Raw genomic sequence first — 22,156 nt, forward strand, 5'->3', positions numbered from 1 at the left:
GGAAATTAGCTCTGACCCCTTTTTAAGGGGTTGAGATTAACCGAAGATCCCGCGGGTGTCTATGACGACTTTTGCGGCAACTTGGTTGATGTGTAAGGCTTTAAATTGCCGATGGTCTACCAGTACCACTAAAATATTGGCGCGTTCTAATGCTTGCGGTAGCGTGGTGAGTTTGTCGTTATATTGGCTTAACCGTTTTGGTAGGGCGTGGATATTGGGCTCTACCAGAAGCACTTCGCCAACATTGTCTTTAATCAGGTGCTCGGCAATGTCTAACGCCGGGCTTTCGCGTAAGTCGTCAATATCGGCTTTAAAGGCTAAACCTAAACAGGCGATAACCGGGCGCTTAAATTCGTCTGCTGCCGCCTTTATTTTGTCGATCACGTAATGCGGTTTGTGGTCGTTGATTTCGCGTGCTGCACGAATCAGTTTTGCCAGTTCGGGGGCGGAGTCTACAATAAACCAAGGGTCAACCGCGATGCAGTGTCCACCTACGCCAGGGCCTGGGCTTAAAATATTCACCCGTGGATGGCGGTTCGACAGCTTAATCAGCTCCCACACATTGATCTTTAACTTATCGCAAATCAACGATAATTCATTGGCAAAGGCGATATTAACGTCGCGAAAGGCGTTTTCAGTTAATTTGGCCATTTCTGCAGTGCGGGCATGGGTTTGCAAGCATTCGCCACGCACAAACAGCTGATATAAAGCAGTGGCTTGTTCGGCACAGCGCGGAGTAATGCCGCCAATAATACGGTCGTTACTGACCAGCTCTTGTAATACGCGCCCCGGTAACACGCGCTCAGGGCAGTGCGCAATATACACGTCTGCCACATCAGAGTGATCTTTGGGCACTTTTAAATCTGGGCGTAACTCGCTTAGCCATTCAGCAATTTGCTCGGTGGTGCCGACGGGCGAAGTCGATTCCAACACAATTAAATTGCCTTTTTCGATCACCGGCGCAATGTTCTCCAGTGCCGCGCGAATATAACTTAAATCCGGTGCTTTATTCTCTTTAAAGGGGGTAGGCACGGCAATCATAAAAACCTGTGCCGGCTCCGGCACTAAAGAGGCACGTAATTTACCGGTCATTACCGCCGCTTGCACTAACATATCTAAATCAGGTTCAACAATATGAATTTTTCCCTGATTAATGGTATTGACGGCATGCTCTGAGACATCTACGCCGATCACCTCAACACCACGCGATGCAATAACTGCTGCCGTGGGTAAACCTATATAACCTAAACCAATAACTGAAACTTTTGAAAACGCAGACAGCATGATGTGACCCCAAATGAGTTGGCAGGCGCTTATCATAAGGTGGCGAAAATGAACTTACAATTTATAGTTTGTAAAACTCATCAAGTAGTCGTTTAAAATTGTGGATATCGCGTTAGTTAAAAATTTATGTACTTAAAGGCTTGCTCTGGGCCCTTAGCTTTTTTGGCTTAGTTATTGCAGTGAAAATGCTGTAAAAGGACTTAAAAGTACCTTAAGTAGCATAAGTAACGTACTTGCGTTTAAACGGCTAAAGCCATTTTTTAAGTCTTTAAAAGGTAGTAAAACATTTTTGTGAGCAAGATTCTAAGCTATCTACTTGATTCACAATAGTGTAATACAGCTAGGCTACCTTAGGCAGACGTTTGGATGGCGATCCAACATTTACGGGGTAGGTTTATTTATACCGATACCGTGCCGCACCCTTTTGGTGCTGGTGCTGTATTTTAGTGCGATGCGTGATCATTCGCTTGCTAAGCGACTCGATGAAAGTTAAAATCTCGCGCCGAATCTTAGTAGTGGATGCTTCGGGGCTTAAAATTAAGCTAGATATAAATGGAGTTATGTTAGATGAATCAGCCAACTTTTAGATATACTGGCCATGCTTCTTCAGCGCTATATCGCTTAGTTGACCTGTTGATTATTGGTGCCGTTTTCCTCAGTATTATCTGGTTTCATAATGTTCACCTTGATAGCCGCTATGCATTATTGCTAACAGTGTTTTTGTTAGTGTTTTCTTATATCGGTGAATCGGTGCAGCTTTACCGCTCTTGGCGAGTAGGGCGCTTTTCGCGCATGCTGTTTTTGTTGGTGGTTGTGCATACCATCACCTTACTGCTTATTATCTCTTTGCTATTTCTTATCAAACAATCTGAAGCCTTCTCCCGTGTGGTGCTAATTGGCTGGTTTACAATCAGTTTGTTTTTATTAGTATTTTGGCGCTGTGCTGCGCGTTGGATTAAAAGCTATCAGCGTAGACGCGGTTTAGCCATGCAAAAAGTGGCCATTGTCGGCTGCACCGACAGTGGTGTTGCCCTGATGGCGGAAATTCAAAGCCACCCTGAGTTAGGCTTTGAGTGTATTGGTTTTTTTGATGACCGAACCAAAGACCGTTTACCCGCGGAAGGCCAGCCTTTTATTCTCGGCGGTACGGATGATGCGGTACGCTACGCCGCAGAGGGCGATTTAGTTAAGCTCTATATCTGTTTACCGATGATGGCAGAAAAGCGCATTGCCGAAGTAATTACCGCGCTTGGTGATAGCACTATCGATGTGTTAATGGTGCCGGATTTCTTAATGAAAAACCTAATGCATGGCCGCATTGGCAATGTGGGCGATATTGATACCATTAGTGTATTTGAGTCGCCAAGCTTTGGTATTCAAGACTTTTACAAACGCACCTTTGATATCCTGTTTAGTGCTGCGGTGTTGTTACTGATTTCGCCTTTGTTATTAGCCATTGCGCTGGGTATTAAACTCACTTCACCTGGGCCGGTATTTTTCCGGCAAGATCGTTACGGCCTAGATGGGCGGCGCATTGGCGTATTAAAGTTTCGTTCTATGCGCGTAATGGATAACGGTGCCAAGGTGGTGCAAGCCACGCGTAACGATAGCCGAATTACGCCTTTTGGCGCTTTTTTACGTCGTACTTCCTTAGATGAACTGCCGCAATTTATTAATGTGTTGCTGGGCGATATGTCTGTGGTTGGCCCCAGACCGCACGCGGTGGCGCATAACGAAGAGTATCGCAAGCAAGTGAGCTTTTATATGTTGCGGCATAAAATGCGTCCTGGCATTACCGGTTTGGCCCAAGTCAATGGTTGGCGCGGCGAAACCGATACCTTAGAAAAAATGGAAATGCGGGTAAAATATGACCTGGAGTATATTCGTAACTGGTCGTTAATTTTAGATATTCGCATTATTTTTCAAACCTTATACAAAGGTTTTATTAATAAAAATGCTTACTAATATGGAGAAAGGTATGAAAAGCGCGTCAAAATCCGCTATTGCCCTGATTGCCGGAGTAGCAGCCTTACCTGTAATGGCGCAAAGTTTTACGCCTACTGCCATTAAAACAGAAAGCGGTATCGATTTTACGCCTTTGCTGCAAGCCAAGTTAAGCCACGACAGCAACATTGCGAGTGCCAGTGAAAATGAGCAGTCAAGCTGGATCTTAGAAATCACGCCAGCGCTTTTAATGAGCATGGCGCAAGGGGCTAATCAGTATAGCCTGAATATTTCTGCGGCTAAGGGCAATTACTTTTCTAGTTCGCTGGATAACTATTTAGACTTTTTTATTGATACTAATGCCTTAATTGATATTAACCAAAGCAATCGGCTGTCATTAACCAGCCAATATGTGTCAGGTCATGAAAACCGTGGTACCGGTGTATCTGAAGGCTTGGGGGGCAGTCAGGCTGAACCCGTTGAATTTGATACCTTTAGAATTAATGGCTACTACGAATATGGCGCCCTAAGTACACCGGCACGCATTCGTTTCTTGGCGGGCTATTTCGATAAAGAATATACCAACTTTGAGATACAAACCCGTTTTCGCAATTTCGACACCTTAAGCTTTGGCACAATCTTCTTTTACGATACCCAAGCTACCACTCGTTTGGTTGCGGAAATTACCCAAGAAAATCTTCGCTATGATTTAGTTGATCCTTCTGGTAATCGTGATAGCGATACACGTAAGTATCGTATAGGTATTGATTGGGAAGCGACTGCCTTAACCTCGGGAACCTTACGGATTGGTTATCAAGATAAAGACTTTGTGACCAATGAGCGGGAAGATTTCGGTGGTTTAACCTGGGATGCGTCGGTTGCTTATCAGCCGTTAAGTTATAGTACTTTTCGGGTAACCACCGGCCGTGCCGCCAAAGATCCTAATGTTGAAGGCGATTTTGTGAAAGAGTCTAAGTATGGGGTGAATTGGCAGCACAATTGGAGTGATTTTTTAAGTTCAACTTTGTCTTACAACTACACCCACGAAAAATTTACCGGTATAACTCGTACCGATAAGCTCAATAGTTATGGTATCGCTGTTGATTACTTGCTATTGCCAAATGTACAGCTTGCATTAGGTGCAGCCATTAACGATAAAACCTCTTCTGTACCGACTATTCAGTTTGATAAAACCGTATTTTCAATTTCTGTCAGGGCAGGCTTTTAATGATGTGGCGAGTGCTATTGGTATGTTGTTTGCTGTCGCCGTTATTTAGCTTTGCTGACGACAGTTATTTGTTAGGTGCTGGCGATAAAATTGCTATTCGGGTATTTGGCCATACCGATTTAGATTTAGAAACGCAGCTAACGGATAGCGGCACTATTAATTATCCGTTTTTAGGCAGTATCAAGGTCACGGGCTTAACGCTAAAGCAGCTAGAAACTTTAATTTACAATGGCTTAAAGGGCGATTATTTAGTTGAGCCGAATATTAATGTGGGTATTGCTGAGTACCGGCCGTTTTATATCCATGGTGAAGTACGTAAGCCTGGCGCTTTTCCTTATCAGCCCGGTTTAACGGTAAACCAAGCTATCGCCTTAGCGGGGGGGTTAACCGAACGTGCTTCGCGCGATCGCATCACCTTATCCCGTGAGGCCAATAAAGAAGTGGCGGAAACAGCGACTTTGGCGTCTCGTGTTAATGCTGGCGATACTATTATTATTTCTCAGAGATTCTTTTAATGCAGTTAGAGCGACGTTCTGGCACAGCCCCGGCTGAGCAAATAATAGATTTACGCCAACTTTTTGCCGTAGTTTGGCGAGCTAAATGGCGAATTCTGACCTTTACCTTTTTATGTGGTGTGTTAGCGGTATTTGTATTGCTTAATATGTCACCGCTTTACCGCAGTACTGCGACGTTGTTGATTGAAGCACAGCAAGCGCGAGCCATCAAAATAGATGAAGTCTATGGTTTTAATTCGGCTCAGCAAGAGTTTTACCTAACGCAGTTTGAGGTGCTTAAATCGCGCACTATTGCGGAAGAAGTGTTTGATATTCTGCAGGTGGCTCAACATCCAGAATACCAACCAAAACCCAGTAAACTCGCTGAATTTAAACAGTTATTACCTTTTTTACCTGCCGAGGAAGCCCCCGATCCAGAATTAGCAGCAATCGGACTTCGGCGCGGTCAACTTAACAAATTTGTTTCGAATATTTCGATCAATCCGATTCGCAGAACCCAGTTGGTGCAAATTAGTTTTACTGCTGAGGATCCGCGGTTGGCGCAAGCGGTCGCTAATGCCATTGGCGAAGCTTATATGAATAGCCAGTTAAATGCCCGTTTTGGTATTACCCAAAAAGCGAATACCTGGCTTGGTGGCAGGGTGGCAGAATTACGTGAGCGTTTAGATGAAAGCGAACGCCGCTTAGAAGAATTTAAAGCTGATAATGGTTTAGTGGATGTGGAGGGTGTAACAGCACTTGATCAACGTGAGCTGGAAAATTTAAATGAACAATTAACGGAAGCGCGAGCACGTAAAGCCGAGACCGAAGGCTTTTTAGCCTTAGTTCGCCGTTCAGGTCGGAATGACATATCCCGTTTAGAAAGCTTGCCGGAAATTACCAGCCATATCAGTATCCAAAACGTTAAACGTGAAGTGTTGTTAGCCGAGCGAAAAGTTGCTGAAACCAGCAAAGTATTTGGACCTAAACACCCCAGAATGATTTCTGCACAAGCCGAGCTTGCCGCGGTACAGCAAAGCTTACAGCAGCAAATTTTGCGTTTAATTGATGGTGTTGAAAAAGAAGCAGAAGCTGCCGCAGAGCGGTTAGCTGGTTTAGAGCAGCGATTTGCCCAAGTGCGCAGTCGTTTTTCTGGCTTGGGCTCTTTAGAATCGGATTATCGTCGTTTAGAGCGTGAAGTTGAAACTAACCGTTTGCTTTACGATAACTTTATGGCAAGACAAAAAGAAACCGAAGTAACCGGTGACTTTGATGCACCTTTAGCCCGCTTTACTGATTTAGCGATCTTACCCACTCAGCCATTTAAACCAAACAAAAAGTTACTGCTTTTATTGGTTTTAGTTGGTTCGTTTGGACTTGGTGTAGTAGTTACGTTAATTTTTGATGCTTTAAACGATACAATAAAAACGCCTGATGATGCAGAAAAATTATTAAAACGACGCTCTTTAGGTTTTATTCCTCGCGTTAAACAAAAACTGACTAAACAGCAAATCGCCCGCATGTTTTTTAATAAAGAGCAGCGTTATTTCCGCGAAGCCGTCTCTAATATTCGGACTAGCGTGTCTTTGCTCAGTTTAGAGCATGAAACTAAGGTGATTTTGGTTACGTCTTCGGTTGCAGGCGAGGGTAAAACGACAGTTGCAATCAATACCGGTTTTGCGTTTTCTGCGCTAGAGCGCGTGTTAATTATCGATGCGGATATGCGTAAACCGACTTTGGGTGAAAAGCTGGATATTCCGGCGTATCAACCTGGCTTAGCCAATATCTTGGCAGGGATTAATAACCTAGCCGAATGTGTTGTGCGTGATGAAGAAAGCGGTATCGATATTTTAGCTGCCGGTGCTGTGCCACTTAATCCTCTGGAGTTATTAGCATCAGAAAAGATGGCTGAGTTGCTAACAGGTTTAAAAGAGCAGTATGACCGTATTATTATTGATTCGCCACCGGTGCAAGCGGTAAGTGATGCTTTACAACTAGCGCCGTTAACCGATGCGGTAATTGTGGTGGTGAAGGCCGATCATACTCGTACTCCGGCTATAGCCAATACACTAGCACGAATTATTCAGGCGCATGGTAATGTATTTGGCGTTGTGCTTAATCAAATGGATGTGAATAAAGCGGCTGCGCATTATGGTAACTACGGTTACTATGGTGTTTATGGTGAAAATAAAACGAGTTAACTGCTAATGTATGATTTGCATAGCCATATTATACCCGGTATAGACGATGGCGCTGCAACCTTGCAAGATGCCTTAGACCTGCTTAAGCTGGCTGAGGCGCAAGGCATAACTCATATGGTGGCTACCCCGCATATTCATGCGGGGTATTTTGATAATACCCCAGAGCTGATCCAAGTCGGTTTAGCCCAGCTACAACGAGCTGCGTCCTTAGCCGGTATTGCCGTAAAGATCGCTGCCGCTGCAGAGTTACGTATTGGCGTTGAAATTCTCCCCATGCTTAAAAACGGCACTGTGCCTATTCTTGGTCATTACCAGCAACAACCGGTGATTTTATTGGAAATGCCGCATAGTCATTTACCTGCTGGCTATGAAAATATCTTAACTTTTATCAATAAGCTCGGTTATCGGGTAATGATTGCCCATCCAGAGCGTAATCGTGATTTATTGGTCAATCCCGATCGTATTATGCAATTGCAGCGCTTTGGCTGCCTGTTTCAATTAACGGCTGCTTCAATTGTCGGCAGTATGGGTGAAGCCGCGCAGCAATTAGCCGCTTATTATCTAGAAAAAGGCTATGTTACGGTGATAGCCAGCGATTGCCATTCGGTGAAGCGTCGGCCCCCCTTAATGGCTGAGGCTTATGACGTACTTTGCCGCGATTATTCGCCTGAGTTAGCGCAGCAGTTGTGTTTTACGCAGCCGGCAGCGATTGCAGCTTCACTTTTTACTCATGAGCCTGCTGAGCTTGCGCCTTCGACGTTAACCGATAACGTTGTGGCCTTTAGAGGAAAAGTTTAATGGCGCGTCGGATAGCTTATCTTTTGTTAATGTTGGTTATTTTGTTAGGCTTTTGGCATAGCGGCCGTCAGGGCATCGCCAACGCATGGCATTTTAAGTCTGTCTATTTTTTAGAAAATTGGAGTGCCGGACAGCGACAAACGCCTAATGCTTATGCTGAGGCTTTACACGCTGCTACCGCAGCTTGGCAAGGCGATAATGCTAATCCGCATTATGCGTTAATGCTGGCCCGAACGATGGAGTGGGGCTATTTAATGCAATGGGATACAAAGCCTGATTTGGTGTTATTGCGCCAGTTGTATGAAGATGCTATTGCTGAGCGACCGACTTGGTCTGATGCCTACGCCGGTTATGCTTATGCCAATGCTTATATTTTTAATGACATCGCTGCGGTTTTCCCGCTGTTACAGCAAGCCCATCAACATGGCCCTTACATGCCTGTGCAGTTACTACAATCGGTGTTTATTATTAGTGATTTTTGGCAACAGATGCCAGCCGAAGCGAAACGGTTTTATTTTGAACGCACTTATGATGTCGCTAAAGCACACCCAACAACCTTTAACCCCGTGTCACAACATCTAAAGCAACATCCGTTGCGAGCGAGTACTTGTCTGTATTTAAGCGTAAAAAGCTTGAGTGAAAGTGAACAGAACCGCTTAAATCGAAGTTTTTGCCGAAAATAATCCATTATACCTTTTTGGCTCGTCCCAAGCTCAGCGGCAAGCCAACCTGTTAGCTTGCTGCCTGACAAAATGGTAATCCTTGTTGTATTAGTATCTGCCCTGAATTCAGTGGCTGTTTCCATATCTGATATGGATGTGTCAAGTTTTCTAACCTATTATTAGTTAAGCAGAAGTTACTAGCCTGTATTATGTTTTTTATTTAAGCTTCGACCCTCTTTGATTTTTGATTAGGTTTACTGCTGTTTTAGTTTGGTTTTAATAATGAATAAGCTTTAGTCAATAAAGGTGAGTCTATGTCTGTTCTATTTGCATTTACTTTAGCGCTTGCTGGTTTTGATGAAGCTGCGGTATCTATCCATGTCCATAATCCAAGATCGGTGGAGCAAATTAATAGTAGAACAGCCGATACATTGGGCGTTGAAACCATTACACAGCTTTTCGATACATTAGCTTTAACGTTAAAAGTCGAGCAATTTCCAAGCGCGCGCTCTGAAATGATGATGCAAAGAGGGGATAACATTTGTTTGCCTAACAAGGTGAAGAATGCAGAGCGTGAGCAAGCATTTTTATTTTCGTTACCTCTTAACTTTTATTTGGAAAATCGGTTTTACAGCTTGGCTGACGTTAACTTAATTCCTGCAATTCATTTGGATAAGCAAGGGAAAGTGGTCGATATTGCGATGTTAATGGACACCTTACCCGATCAACGCATTTTGGTGCCTCTTAATATTTCTTTTGGTGAGTTTATTGATAACGAACTCAGTAAAGTTAAACCGCAGCAAATTATCTCTACACACCAAACCAATTACTTTGAACACTATTTTGGGATGTTAAAAGCGCGGCGCGCTGATTTTGCTATTTTTAATAGCTCCGCCTTGGCTGAGTATGCCAAAACAGCTGATATAGATTTAAGCTTTTTACGCTCTTACGCGATTGCAGGTAATCAGGGAATCATAGCGGGCCACTTTATGTGTGCTAACACGCCAGCAGGCCAAGCCTTTATTGACAAAATTAACCCTGTTATTGCGAGTTTTTACACTAATCCCGAATATCATAAACTGTATTATAAGTATTTAACCCAGGATGAAGCGACTGAGATGGTTAATTATATAAAGTCAATAACCGCTCAATAGTTTTGGATTGCAGAGGCTAGTTGTCTGTAATTTTACCGTATTAATAACTGATCTTGGCCAACACCGTTTTATTACGACCTGTGCGTTTTGCCTGATACAGTGCCGCATCCGCTTGCTCTACCAGCGTCTGAATTGTCGAAGTGTGTTGTGTTAGATCTGGCGTTGCGGCTGAGGTTTCCGTCGCAAGTCCAACGCTAATGGTGACAAAGAGTTCAGGATGTTTTGCAGGCGCGGAATGAGCAACGTGCTGGCGCAGCCGCTCGGCAATTTTCAGCGCTTCTGCACTGCTGGCATTGGGTAAGCACAGTAAAAACTCCTCGCCACCAAACCGAAATAACATATCAGCAGGCCTCAAACTATCTTGTATGGTGTTTGCAACATGCTGCAGCACACAGTCGCCAACCAGATGGCCATAGGTATCGTTTAGTTGTTTGAAGTTATCGATGTCAAACAAAAGGATACTGCATTGATTTTTTTCTTGCGCGCAGCGACTCAATGCTCTACTCAATTTGCTTTCCATGCTGCGACGATTTAGCACGCCGGTTAAAGGATCATGCTCTAACATTTGCACGAGATTCAGATGTTTTAGTTTATGTAGTAAAAAGACACTACTGCTAAAGATCAAGGTAGAAAAAATTGCTAGGCTAAAAAAACCGATTTCATAAATGGTGTTCGTTTGTAGCCAAGTAACAATGGGCCAGTCCAATTTTTCACTGACAAAGGTGAGCAAACGAACACTGATTTGCACTATGTTAAAGGTTAACCCCATGGCAAAGGCATGCAATACCCCTTTTAACGCGGTGTGTTTCCCAATATTTCTCGCGATCAGCAGCAAGCTAAGGCCGTTTAACAGCAAAATAATCGGAAAGTAAATGATTAACCTATTAACGATGTCGACTTGGGCAAAGGGCGTAAAGGCTAGCACAAAACTGGTCGCTAAAAATAAGCTAACACAAGCGATCTCTAGCTTGGAAATCCTAGCTGTTGGCTTTAGCTGCTGCGCTAAAGTATTGGTTTCCGAGTAGGTAAACAGCTCTGCAGGGTGGCGTATGCTAAAAAACGCCAGCAGGCCAGTAAAAATAAACAGATGTATGGCAATCGTAGCGGTATTGCTGATCCCGGGCACTAGCCAATAAGCGAGATTAATGCCGAAGTAGAGTAGCATGCCGAGTGAGGCATTAAGTGTTAAGGCGATGGCGGCGCAGCACCAGAACTTTAAGAACGGGTGGTAGCAAAAATGCTTAAGCGAAGCGATCAAAATAGCTGCCGCAAACATGCCCAGCATAAGATTAATTATATTTAATGTCAGTATGTCCATATACCCATCCATCCCTAAACCAGCCAACTCAATCTACCATATTCAACAAGATAAACAAGAAGCTAATGGCTGTTGTTGGTTTAATCGCCAATTGTGTCAGCTCGGAGCTGTAACATAACTGCAAAACTCCTAATGACAACGCTGTCAATGCTGTTTAAAATGGCGATTAATTAACCAAGTATACTCTGTGAATCAAGGTGAAAAATCACAGGCAAGTAGACATTCAGCGCCTTTTGTTAAAGTTTCCATATCTGGAATAAGCCAAGATTGGCGCTTAGATTAGAATGATAATAATGTTTATGAATTGTTTTTTTTGAAAAAAAACAGCATGAAAACTTAATTGTGAGAGGCGCTTAATATCTTGATTGTCGGCTTTTCACTTCTATCTGAATAAAAGGTATTTCCTTGTTTATCGCGAGGTAAGCCAGTAATGGTTCTCAGTGTTAATAAAATAGGTTAAATAGTGATTCATAATGCCAAAACGTGGTTTTAGTTTAATTGAGTTAATGATTGCGGTAGCGATTATCGGCATTATTGCGGCTATTGCTTACCCTTCCTATGCGGAACATATTTTATCTGGCAGACGCTTAGCTGCGCAGCAAACTATGTTAGAGCAAGCGAACCAGTTAGAGCGTGAGTATGCGGTAAGGGGCAGTTATCCTGCTACTTTTAGCATTACCGGCTCAGATTTTTATGCCTTTGAATACCAGCGTGCCAGTGTTAGCCAATTTACCTTAAAGGCGACCCCAAAAGGTGCTCAAGCGAAAGATACCAAGTGCGGCACTATGACGCTTAATCAATCTGGCGCCACTACGGCAGCTAATGCGAATTGCTGGCGGGACTGAAATGGTAAGAGGCTTTACGTTAATAGAGTTGATGGTGGTGCTAACCATTATCAGTATTGGCGCTTTGTTAGCGGCGCCATCTTATGCTGAGTTTTTACAAAGAGAGCAACATCTGAAAACGGTGAATCAGTTACAGGCACTGTACCGCTATAGCAGAAGCGAAGCGGTGAAACGGGATGAGAGCATAAATCTTAATTTAACTAATGGTGTATTAAAGATCCTGACGGTTGATAATCAGGTGTTAAGGCAATTCACCGTCCCTGAAGATTCGCGTAGAGTTCAAGTTACCGGCATTACGAATTTAACGTTATCCAACACCGGTAACCCTGGGCTTGGCCAACAATGGCAAGTTAATTCGCTGAATGCGCCTTTTAATAAAAATTGCATCACAATTTTTGTGAGTGGCCAGGTAAGGGTTACGCCAAATGCCTGTGTCTAAACATACTCAAGGTTTTAGCTTACTAGAAGTGTTAATTGCGATGCTGCTCGCTGCCATAGCGCTATTAGGGTTAGCCGCTGCACAGTTGCGGGCTTTGCAACATGTGAGTAGTAGTTTGCAATTTACCTATGCCAGTTTAGAACTACAAAACGTGGTTGAGCGTGTTTGGCCGCAGCTTTGTGCCTTACAAGGTGGCTCGCTTGCAACCGGCGGTGCAGCTCAAAACTTTGCATTACAGAATTTTGTGCTGGCCAATTATGCCATGTCTTTGCAAATTACGCTGACAGCTGGCCAGCTACCTGATTTTGCTACGGCACCTTATGTCACGGGAGGTGTTAATCCACCTACTTCTTTAGCGTTAACCGCCACTTGGGATGACTTCCGCTTAGCCGATCAAACACTAAATACTGTTGATCTGGTGAGCAGTTTTCCTTGGCTAATTAATGGTAACCCCAATGGCTGTTAGCAAAGGTTTTTCAGGGTTTACCTTGGTTGAGTTGATGGTGGCGATGACCCTGACGGTATTATTGATTGGTGGTGTAGGTAGCGTTTATCTTACTTTAAAGCAAACCTCAACCCAGGTCGCCCGACTGGAGAATGCGCAAGAGGTGCTGCGAAGCGCACATCAGGTCTTTTATCGCAGTAGCTTGCATGCTTCGGCAATTACTGTTTCGCCAAGCGAAGTGACTTTTAATCAGGTTGCGAATACTTTGGCTTGTGATGGCAGTACACCGACGGTGGATTTTGCCGAGCGTTATTACCAGCAAGCTAACAATTTGGTCTGTCAGCTTACCGCGGCGAACCAACAAGATATTACCTTGATGACCTATATCGCCGGAATTAGTTTTAGCCTGACAACCGATGCGACCATAGGAGCGACGCGGCTGTCTGTGCTGTTAGCTCCAGAAGGCTTACCAGAGAGCTTTCCCATTTTGAGCATTAATGGCCAAAACCTACCAGGGATCCAGTTGGAGTTTGCGCTGAAAACCTTAATTATGAATTGGGCAACCTAGGAGCAAAGCATGTTGTTAAAATCGCAACAAGGGATGTCTATGGTGTCGGTGTTAATGTTAAGCACGCTCGCTGCTACGGTGGCTTTCGGTGCTTTGCATACTGCTGTGACACAAAACCGAATTAGCGGAAATTTTCAGAAAAACCTTAACGCACAACAACAGGCAGAGCAGGCGTTGTTCGATAGTTTTCATCGAATGAATCAATATATTCGTGATAACCCCACTGCCACTGCTGCCGATATTGCGGCAATAGCGGTTAATGATGCTAAAGACACAATACGAAATAATCATATTGAATCGGTACAGTTGCTGAGCGATCAGTTATTGCTTACTGGCAAAGGCGGCTTTCAACATGACAGCGTGAGCCGGCAAGCAGCCAAACTGCGCTTTATTCCTGGGATAACCTCAACCCCTATTACGCCTTTTGAGTTTGCGCTTACCGGCTGTGATAGTGTGAATCTAGGCGGCAGTGGAGCCATTCAAAGCTATGATTCACGGGATCCTAATGCGGTACCAACCGGAGCCGATGTGCGAACCGTCAATGCCAATTCTAGCTTGACCCTAACTGGAGCATCGCCGATTAATGGTAACGTGCAGGTGCGTGGCGATATTACCATGAACGGCTCGGCTCATGTGACGGGCAGTGTGCGCGCGAATGGTAATATTAGACTGGCTAATGCGGGTGCAATAATAACGGGGGATGTGCATGCTTTTCGTGAACTAACCATAGCCAATACCCTGACTATTCGTGGAGAAGTGCGCGCGAATGGCAACATATTAATTGAGAACGGCGCGACTATTGGTAATGGCATTAAAACCAAAGGTAATTTGCGAGTGACTAATGCGCCTAATGTGACTAATGCTGTGTTGGTGCAAGGCAATATTACTATTGAAAAATGGATAGCCGATGGTAATGGTTTTAAAAATAAATCGCAGATTTTTTATGGCGGTACTACCCAACATAATTTTGGTACCCGAAATCCAGCCTTAACTGTAGAAGCTGTCGAATTACTGCCAAATAACGAAACTGATAGCAGTCATGCCGAGTTTAATCGCCTTTGTGATCCGCTAAATTTACCCTCTTTATTCCAAAATGCCGCTATTCCTAACGTCCCCAATGAGCGTTTTCGAGTGAATCAAGCTTGGAATAAACGAAAATATGAATTTAATGGCAGTACAGGTAATGCCTATTTTACAGATAATGCCGACAGCGGCTTTGCGTTAGCAGCCCAGCCATTTACTTTCGGTAATGATAAAACGCCGACCTTTTTTCTTGGTGGTTTAGATATCGGCAGTGATGCGGTGGTTTTTATCGAAGGTGATGTGAGGCTGTTTTTAAAGCAAGGTATGAGTTTACGTGATGATGCGCAGTTTGTTATCAAACCGAACAGCACGTTAACTATCATAACCGAAGGTAAAATTGAAATTAAAGGCTCTGGCCGTTTTCGGACAGCTGAAGGCGGCTCAAGCACACCAGAAGGGTTAGTCAGAGGCAAGCCAGTATTAGCAATTTATTCAAACTACCAAAGTCAGAATGCGACTGATAATGGTATTTTGCTATCAGGCGCCAGCTCTGGGCTGTACGCCGCCATTTATGCACCAGCAAGCCATATTAAAGTCAGTGCGGGTAATAGTTTTAGTGGTTCGGCGATTGGTAAAACCTTAAGTATTGATGGTGCCGGTTTTATCCGTTATGACCAAGCGCTAAAAACGGTGAGTCCAGGCGATAACACTGGCCCAGCTAATCGCCCACCTCGTCTCTCTTTTGGTGGTTTTTAACCGTTAGCGCGGCCTTTGCGCTGTTGGTCACCCAATACCAACAGGGCAGGGGTTAAGAACAAAGTTAAAAAGGTGGCAAAGGTTAGACCGCCGGCAATGGCACTGGATAATTGGGTCCACCACATGGTGGACGGTGCGCCAAAGCCTAGGCTGGGTTCCAGTAAATTGACATTAATCGCCAGCACCATGGGCAGTAAACCCAGAACGGTGGTGACCGATGTCAGTAAAACTGGGCGTAAGCGCAGCGTACCGGTTTGCAATGCCGCCTCTATGCTGCTAAGTCCCTGCGCTTTCAGTTGGTTATAGGTATCGATAAGCACGATATTGTTATTCACTACAATACCGGCCAAGCCGATAATGCCCATGCCCACCATCACAATGCCAAAGGGCTGAGCGGTGATTAGCAAGCCCAATAACACACCGGCAGTAGAGAGCACTATGGCCGACAGGATCAATAGCGTTTGATACCAGCTATTAAACTGTACCAGTAAAATCATCAGCATTAAAAAGATAGCAATGGCAAAGGCGATCAATAAAAACACCATGGCTTCTTGTTGATCAGCGTCTTCGCCGGCCGTTTTCAGCATCACACCCTCCGGCAGCTTGCTGCCACTGTTTTTTAAGGCGGCTAAGCGCTCGGCTACTTGAAAGCCGGGGGCTAAATCGCTTTTAATTGTCACCGCACGGTTACCGTCAATGCGGCGGATAACACTGGTTTTCTCAGCGGGTTGTAAGGTGACAAAATTACTCAGTGGGATCTGACCTCTTAGGGTTTCCACTGTAAGGCGTTCTAACTGGCTGAGCGAGCGCCAACTTTCCGGAAAGCGTACTCGTATATCCACTTCATCGCTGGCATAAACCGGGCGAAACTTCGCTAATAACAAGCCATTACTGACTAATTGCACGGCATTGCCTACTGTCAACACATCAGCACCAAAGCGCGCCGCTGCAGCGCGGTCAACCTCTAAGCGCCATTCGATACCCGGTAAGCTGCGATCGTCTTCAATCTCGATAAAACCGTCCATCTTGGCCATTTGTGCCAGGAGAGTATTTACTGCTTGCTCGGTTAATGCCGGATCTTGGGCGCTAATTTGCAGCTCTATCGGCTTACCTGCGGCAGGCCCTTCTTGTTGCTGGCGAAAAGCCAGTACCACGCCCGGCAGATCCGCTGTGCGTTGCCGCATATCTTCCAGAATAGCGCTGGCGGGTCGGCGTTGATGCCAGTCGATAAACTGGAACTGTAAAGTACCAATCACATCGGCGGTTAACTCGCCACTGGCCGCTGCCATACTGCGGGCATAGAGTGCTTTTACTTCCGGTAAATGCAGTAAACGCTGCTCCACTTGTTGTAAAATCGCGTCTTTTTCGTAGATTGAAAGATCGCCACGGGCGCGAACCCAGACCTGCGCCGATTCCGGCTCTACCGCGGGGAAAAATTCTAAGCCATGGTTAAATTTACCATAGGCGAAATACACCAGAATCACTCCGCCAAGCGCCCCCCCTAAGGTTAAGGCCGGACGATGCAACAAAGCATGTAATAGCCTGCTATAAGCCAAGGTAATCCGACTAGGCCCTGCTGCAGTGGTTTGGCGCTGGGAGGGCGTTTGTGCCGCAAGCGCGCGATTTTTGCCTAAACTGCCCATCACCGGTAAAAAGACTAACGCCATTAACAGCGATGCCAGTAAACAGAGGATCACTGTAGCAGGCAGATACTTCATAAATTGGCCGACCATGCCAGGCCAAAATAATAAGGGTACAAACACGGCCAGCGTGGTGCAGGTGGAGGCGATAATTGGCCACGCCATGCGGTCGGCGGCATTGAGCCAAGCGGTTTTTTGATCTTGGCCTTCTTGCACATTTCGATCGGCCAGCTCACTGACCACAATGGCGCCATCCACCAGCATACCTGCCACTAAAATCAGCGAGAACAACACAATGATATTTAGGGTAAAGCCGAGTAACCAAATCATTAAGATCCCGGCAAAAAACGCGCCGGGGATGGTAATACCCACCAAGATGGCAGAGCGCATGCCCATGGTCGCCAAGATCAAAATCAGCACTAACACCACTGCAGTTAACACGTTATTCAGTAGATCAGACAGCATGTTTTTTACTTCTTTTGACTGATCCATAATGTAGTTAATTTGCATTCCCGCCGGAAACTGCACCGAGGCTTGTTCAAGCAAGCTTTTGGTTTGCTCGATAGTGGAAATAATATTCGCGCCGCTGCGCTTTTTGATTTCCAGTACTACAGCAGGTTGGCCATTGATGCGGGCAAAGCCTTGCGGATCTTTAAAGCTGGCATTGACCGTGGCCACATCGGCAAAGGTAATAACGGTATCGCCACTGACCTTGATGGGAATGGATAGCACATCGGTTAGATCTTCAATAATGCCGGGCACTTTGATGGCCATGCGTCCCGTTCCGGTATCTAAACTGCCTGCGGCAACCAAGCGATTATTATTCGACACTAGACTAAACAGTTTTTGATAATCCAAACCATAGCTTTGTAGCACTTGCGGATCGACAATAATTTCCAGCACATCTTCTCGATCGCCACCAATATCGACTTCGAGTACTTCTGGGATGGCTTCTATCTGTTCTTTAAGCTGCCGAGCAATGGCAACTAGCGTAGATTCTGGCACCGGGCCGGATAAGCCGACAGAGAGCACTGGGAAGAGCCCGACGTTAATTTCATTCACTGTGGGCTCTTTGGCTTCGGCAGGCAGTTTGGAACGCGCCGCGTCGACTTTAACCCGCACATCGGCCAGTGCTTTATCTGCGTTAAAACCGGCATCAAACTCCAACATCACCGAGGCATGGCCTTCGCTGGCGGTGGAGGTCATTTTTTTAATACCTTCGAGTGAGCGCAGTTCATGCTCCATTGGCCGCACCAGTAAACGCTCGCCATCTTCTGGGCTAATACCATCGAGCGACATCGACACATACATCATGGGAATAGCGACATCGGGGTTGGCTTCTTTCGGGATCACCAAGTAGGCACTAATGCCGGCAATAAATAAGAACAACAGCAACATGATACTGGCACGGCTGCGATCAATGGCCGCCGCAATCAGGGCTCTCATGGCGTGCTCTCCGTTTGCACTTGCACCGACTGACCTACCGCCACAAAACCGGCCCCCAAGGTGATTAAGTTAACCTGATCTGGCAGCCCGGTGACCCAAGCCTGTTGGTTATCGGCCCGTAGCAGCTGTACTGGATAAAACGCCACCTGATCTTGTTCTACGGTATAGACGCCAAGGCGTCCCTGCTGATCTAATTTTAATAAGGCGGGAGATAATGCATGCGCTGGCTGCGAGGCTAAGCTGATCTCTAGGGTAGCGCTTACGCCAGCCAGTGGCAGTAGCTCGGGATTATTTACTGTGGCTTCAATATAATAGCTGCGGCTACTGCTGTCGGCGGCAGGGCTAATAAAACTGAGCTCGCCTTGGAGCAGGCGACCATCGAGTAGCGTAATCTGGACCTGTTGGCCAAGAGCGAGCGCGGTAACTTGCTGTTGCGGTACTTGGGCGGTGGCGCGCAGGCGGCTGATATCCACCAAGTGAAATAACGGCGTACTGCTTTGAATAACGCTACCCGGTTCTACTAAGCGTCTGGCCAGAATGCCGCTAAACGGCGCGCTGGGTTTGCTATGGCTAATGGCCAGTTGTGCTTCGCTTAGGCTGACTTCAGCATTACGCAGTTCACTTTGCAGCCGAGTTAATTCGGTATCGCCAACAAATTGCTGCTTTTTTAGTGCTAATGCACTTTTCAGCTCGGTTTGCCGCAAGGTCAACAGCGCTTGCGCTTGTGCTAAACGCGCGCTACGCCCCTCGTCGCTCATTTCCAGTAGTACATCACCGGCCTGAACTTGTGCGCCTTGATCGCGCACTAAGCGCGCAATGCGGCCAGAGGTTTGTGCTTGCAACTCAATACTGTGCCAAGCCTGTAACTGGCCTTGCAGTTTTAGGCTTGGCTGAAAGGCTTGCGCTAAACTCAGGCGCGTTTTTACGCTAAAGTCGCTGGTAGGACTAACAGGGGCTGCGGCAGGCGCTTCGGTTTGTGTTTGATACTGTGTGCCTAGCAATAGCCACAACAGCAGAGTCAGTGCTAGCAGCACAGCGATAACAGACGGCGAAAGTTTTTTGATCATGGTGATTCCATTTTGCTGGCTAGGGCGGCTGGCATTGGTGTAACAGGGCCGAGAAGCAAACCCTGTGCTTGGCGGTGCTGCTCTAAGGCAGCAAGGCGCAGCGTAAGTTGCGGATGGCTATCAAACCAAGTAGGCAGAATACGGCTTTCCTGTTGCTGCATCTGGGTAAAAAACACTTCGGCACCGCCGATATGGCCGTAATGACAGGCCAAAATATCGAGCGCGGCGGTATCTGCGGCTAACTCGCGTTGCTGTGAATGTTGCGCCATGCCAAGTTCGGTTGCCGGTAAAAATAACTGGCCTGCACCAGTGCTGCCGGTGAGGGTACTGGTTATGACGGCTAACACAAGGGCTCTCCCCATGCCGCGTAAATGGTCGCGATGTTGTAAATGAGCCAGTTCATGCGCTAACACAAAAGCCAGCGCATTTTCACTGTCTAGTTTTTGGATTAAGCCTCGATAAACTAGCATAGTGCCGCTCGGTAACACACCCGCGTTTGCAATGTCGGCATCGACATAATGTACGGTCACCGGATAGGGCACGCTGCTACATTGCTGTAGCTGATTGGTGAGTTGTTGCAGAGTCTGTTGTGCTGGGCTGGCTGTCGGTGCGGTAGCAAACCGGCCAAACCATTGCTGTTCCAAGTCGGGCGAGACATGTTGGATGGCTTTATCAATGACAAAGCCGAGTAACCAATACACTAAAAACAAGATGGCGAGTAAACCGCCGCCAATTAGCACCAGATCCTGTAACGGCCGCTGCCGGCCGATATTATGGTTGGTTGTGGGTAAGCGTGGTTGATAGGGCATAAGCGGTTAGGCTGTCGCTGGGTTAGCCGAAGCACTGGCCAGAGCTGCAGAATCAGCGGCTGTACCATAAATCGCTGTACCATAAGCCAGTAATTCGACAGAGCCAATACCATTACCTGCAGCATTGTGGATGCTTGAGGTTTCGATACGAATATTAATAATTTGTACCGCTTCGGGGCACTGTTCTTTCATCCGTAAAATGGCTTCACGTCTGGCTCGATCTAACAAGGTTTCGTAACTGGCGACAGGCCCGCCGACGATGGCACGTAAGGTGGCTAGCAGCCGTTTAAAGTAATCAATGGAAATCACCACACTGCCACAGACCAGTTCAGCTTTGCTGATGTGTTGCATCGGGATCAATAAATCACGGTTGTTGCTGTTGGCAAGCTTTACCCATTGTTGTTCGCGCGCATTGATACTTTGAAAATGGCGTTTTTCGGCCCATTTGCCAAAGAAATAGCCCAGTAATAGCAGGGTGAAAAAGCTAATAAAAGGGATCATGCTTTACTCCACACGCACGGCAGTACCATAAACATAAATTTCGGCCGCACCGGCAGCCACGGAGGAGGTAGAAAACCGTACATTGACAATGGCATTGGCGCCCAGCTCGCGGGCTTGCGCTTGCATCCGCTGGATAGCTTCATCCCGCGATTCGTTTAGAAGTTCAGTATAGCCACGTAGCTCACCACCAAACACATTTTTAATGCCGGCCATAATATCGCGGCCAACGTGCTTGGCGCGAACCGTGCTGCCAGAGACGACGCCATAGCAGTCCATAATCTGTTTGCCTGGGACGGTTTCGGTATTGGTCATAAACATGCGAGATCCTTTGCTGTGCTTAAAAATAACTAAAAATATATTTTGCCATCATAGGCAAAAGTGCTGACTTGGTACAATCTTAAAGCGTAAAAAAGTGTAAGCAGAGATGTTATTGCGGCTGCGCTTGCAATGCTGCAGCTAAAAAATCCACCAGTCGCCGCACTTTAGCGGATAAATGCCGGTTTTGTGGGTATAGCGCCCAAATGCCTTCATCTGGTTGGCGCAAATGATCTAGCACTGAGATCAGCCTTCCATCGGTGAGGTATTCTGCCACATAGTAGTCTGGCAGTTGCACCAACCCTAAGCCTTGTAAAGCAGCGTCGCGCAGGGCTACACCGCTATTGCAGACCAAGCGACCTTGCGGCCGGTAGGTGATGGGTTTTTGTTGCTGCATAAAACGCCAAATGCCGAGTGTGCCGGTAAGACATTGTTGTTTGCCTAATTGTTCTAAGCTTTGCGGTGTGCCGTATTTCGCTAAATACGCCGGCGAAGCTACGAGATATTGGGTACGGCTAGCCAGTTTGCGGGCAATAAGACTGGAGTCTTCAAGGTTGCCAAGCCGAATCGCCAGATCAAAGCCACCTTGAACCAGGTCGAGTTTATCGTTTGTCAGTTGCACTTCTAATTCGGTATCGGGGTATTGCAATAAAAATTGATGCAGCAGGGGCGCGAGATGCGTTTCACCATAATACACCGGCGCGGTGAGCTTAATTAAACCACGCGGCGTGGCTGATAAATTCGCCAGAGTGCGATTGGCCTCTTCTAAACTACTGACCAGATGCCGGCAGTGTTGTAAGTATAATTTGCCTTCTTCGGTAAGGCTAACGCTACGGGTACTGCGATATAGCAGCTTAATGGCCAGTGTGGCTTCCAGCTCAGCAATATTGCGGCTGACTTGTGCAACCGACATGGCGAGCTGCTTGGCCGCTTTGGTAAAACTTTGTTGTTCAGCGACGGCGACAAATTCGCTAATGCCGGTCCATTGTTTCATATTTAGCCCTTTGGGGTGAAAACGCTTACAGCAAGCTCAGCGTAAAGCTCACGGCGCGCCTTGTTTGTTTAGTATTATTGCATTAATGAAAAACTGATTTGTATTTTAGCTTTATTCATATCGATATGGAAAAGATAAAAAGCAGGTTACACTTAGGGCGTGTTGACGTTTGCTGGTTAGATTTTGTTCTTCTGGCGGCGTTTTGATCGCGAAACGAGGAGTGCG

20 protein-coding genes are annotated in these 22,156 nt (G+C 46.1%); 12 read left to right on the forward strand and 8 right to left on the reverse strand.

Annotation, left to right across the window (positions count from 1 at the left end; genetic code table 11):
• Positions 1-36: 36 nt before the first annotated feature.
• Positions 37-1,284, reverse strand: coding sequence for a UDP-N-acetyl-D-mannosamine dehydrogenase (gene wecC / locus ACO1PK_RS13620; protein WP_423186151.1), 1,248 nt, complete (start codon positions 1,282-1,284; stop codon positions 37-39).
• Positions 1,285-1,851: 567 nt separating this feature from the next.
• On the opposite strand from wecC, the gene ACO1PK_RS13625 reads away from it, so the two are divergent.
• The 7 genes from ACO1PK_RS13625 (at position 1,852) to ACO1PK_RS13655 (ending at position 9,765) form a co-directional block, all read left to right on the forward strand.
• Complete coding sequence (locus ACO1PK_RS13625) at positions 1,852-3,249, forward strand: undecaprenyl-phosphate glucose phosphotransferase (RefSeq protein ID WP_423186152.1); 1,398 nt, start codon at positions 1,852-1,854, stop codon at positions 3,247-3,249.
• A gap of 13 nt (positions 3,250-3,262) precedes the next feature.
• A complete protein-coding gene (locus tag ACO1PK_RS13630) occupies positions 3,263-4,456 on the forward strand; it encodes an outer membrane beta-barrel protein (RefSeq protein WP_423186153.1) in 1,194 nt (397 codons plus the stop codon).
• A complete protein-coding gene (locus ACO1PK_RS13635; protein ID WP_423186154.1) occupies positions 4,456-4,971 on the forward strand; it encodes a polysaccharide biosynthesis/export family protein in 516 nt (171 codons plus the stop codon). The genes ACO1PK_RS13630 and ACO1PK_RS13635 overlap by 1 nt, the downstream gene beginning before the upstream one ends.
• On the forward strand, positions 4,971-7,151 hold the full coding sequence (locus ACO1PK_RS13640; protein ID WP_423186155.1) for a GumC family protein: 2,181 nt from the start codon (positions 4,971-4,973) through the stop codon (positions 7,149-7,151). The genes ACO1PK_RS13635 and ACO1PK_RS13640 overlap by 1 nt, the downstream gene beginning before the upstream one ends.
• A gap of 6 nt (positions 7,152-7,157) precedes the next feature.
• Entirely contained in the window at positions 7,158-7,949 is a 792-nt protein-coding gene (locus ACO1PK_RS13645; RefSeq protein ID WP_423186156.1) for a tyrosine-protein phosphatase, read from the forward strand.
• Positions 7,949-8,632 (forward strand): hypothetical protein, encoded by a 684-nt coding sequence (locus tag ACO1PK_RS13650; RefSeq protein WP_423186157.1) that lies wholly within the window; start codon positions 7,949-7,951, stop codon positions 8,630-8,632. The genes ACO1PK_RS13645 and ACO1PK_RS13650 overlap by 1 nt, the downstream gene beginning before the upstream one ends.
• A 293-nt stretch (positions 8,633-8,925) precedes the next feature.
• A complete protein-coding gene (locus tag ACO1PK_RS13655) occupies positions 8,926-9,765 on the forward strand; it encodes a hypothetical protein (protein WP_423186158.1) in 840 nt (279 codons plus the stop codon).
• A 40-nt stretch (positions 9,766-9,805) separates the two neighbouring features.
• Here ACO1PK_RS13655 and ACO1PK_RS13660 read toward each other — a convergent pair whose 3' ends face one another.
• A complete protein-coding gene (locus ACO1PK_RS13660; protein WP_423186159.1) occupies positions 9,806-11,083 on the reverse strand; it encodes a diguanylate cyclase in 1,278 nt (425 codons plus the stop codon).
• A gap of 473 nt (positions 11,084-11,556) precedes the next feature.
• Here ACO1PK_RS13660 and ACO1PK_RS13665 point away from each other — a divergent pair, with 473 nt between their 5' ends.
• Genes ACO1PK_RS13665 through ACO1PK_RS13685 form a run of 5 tightly spaced genes read left to right on the forward strand, consistent with a single transcriptional unit; the run spans position 11,557 to position 15,159 of the window.
• Complete coding sequence (locus tag ACO1PK_RS13665; RefSeq protein WP_423186160.1) at positions 11,557-11,928, forward strand: type IV pilin protein; 372 nt, start codon at positions 11,557-11,559, stop codon at positions 11,926-11,928.
• On the forward strand, positions 11,906-12,367 hold the full coding sequence (locus ACO1PK_RS13670) for a pilus assembly FimT family protein (protein ID WP_423186161.1): 462 nt from the start codon (positions 11,906-11,908) through the stop codon (positions 12,365-12,367). Before ACO1PK_RS13665 ends, ACO1PK_RS13670 begins: the two co-directional genes overlap by 23 nt.
• The gene (locus tag ACO1PK_RS13675; RefSeq protein WP_423186162.1) at positions 12,354-12,833 is read left to right on the forward strand and encodes a prepilin-type N-terminal cleavage/methylation domain-containing protein; all 480 of its coding nucleotides are present in this window, start codon (positions 12,354-12,356) and stop codon (positions 12,831-12,833) included. Before ACO1PK_RS13670 ends, ACO1PK_RS13675 begins: the two co-directional genes overlap by 14 nt.
• Positions 12,823-13,380, forward strand: a complete 558-nt coding sequence (locus ACO1PK_RS13680) for a PilW family protein (protein ID WP_423186163.1) — start codon at positions 12,823-12,825, stop codon at positions 13,378-13,380. Before ACO1PK_RS13675 ends, ACO1PK_RS13680 begins: the two co-directional genes overlap by 11 nt.
• A 9-nt stretch (positions 13,381-13,389) precedes the next feature.
• Positions 13,390-15,159 carry a DUF7305 domain-containing protein gene (locus tag ACO1PK_RS13685; RefSeq protein ID WP_423186164.1) on the forward strand — a complete coding sequence of 590 codons (1,770 nt, stop codon included), beginning with the start codon at positions 13,390-13,392 and terminating at the stop codon, positions 15,157-15,159.
• Here the strand turns inward: ACO1PK_RS13685 and ACO1PK_RS13690 are convergent.
• The 6 genes from ACO1PK_RS13690 to ACO1PK_RS13715 form a co-directional block, all read right to left on the reverse strand.
• A complete protein-coding gene (locus ACO1PK_RS13690; protein ID WP_423186165.1) occupies positions 15,156-18,245 on the reverse strand; it encodes an efflux RND transporter permease subunit in 3,090 nt (1,029 codons plus the stop codon). The genes ACO1PK_RS13685 and ACO1PK_RS13690 overlap by 4 nt on opposite strands.
• Positions 18,242-19,312 (reverse strand): efflux RND transporter periplasmic adaptor subunit, encoded by a 1,071-nt coding sequence (locus tag ACO1PK_RS13695; RefSeq protein WP_423186166.1) that lies wholly within the window; start codon positions 19,310-19,312, stop codon positions 18,242-18,244. Before ACO1PK_RS13695 ends, ACO1PK_RS13690 begins: the two co-directional genes overlap by 4 nt.
• Positions 19,309-20,121, reverse strand: coding sequence for a M48 family metallopeptidase (locus ACO1PK_RS13700; RefSeq protein ID WP_423186167.1), 813 nt, complete (start codon positions 20,119-20,121; stop codon positions 19,309-19,311). Before ACO1PK_RS13700 ends, ACO1PK_RS13695 begins: the two co-directional genes overlap by 4 nt.
• Positions 20,122-20,127: 6 nt before the next feature.
• Entirely contained in the window at positions 20,128-20,622 is a 495-nt protein-coding gene (locus tag ACO1PK_RS13705) for a YbjQ family protein (protein WP_423186168.1), read from the reverse strand.
• Between the two features lie 3 nt (positions 20,623-20,625).
• On the reverse strand, positions 20,626-20,940 hold the full coding sequence (locus ACO1PK_RS13710) for a YbjQ family protein (protein WP_423186169.1): 315 nt from the start codon (positions 20,938-20,940) through the stop codon (positions 20,626-20,628).
• A gap of 109 nt (positions 20,941-21,049) precedes the next feature.
• Positions 21,050-21,931 carry a LysR family transcriptional regulator gene (locus ACO1PK_RS13715; RefSeq protein ID WP_423186170.1) on the reverse strand — a complete coding sequence of 294 codons (882 nt, stop codon included), beginning with the start codon at positions 21,929-21,931 and terminating at the stop codon, positions 21,050-21,052.
• Positions 21,932-22,156 lie beyond the last annotated feature (225 nt).

It is taken from the genome of Alishewanella sp. d11 (genome assembly GCF_049390205.1).
In the GTDB taxonomy this organism is placed as follows: Bacteria; Pseudomonadota; Gammaproteobacteria; order Enterobacterales; family Alteromonadaceae; genus Alishewanella.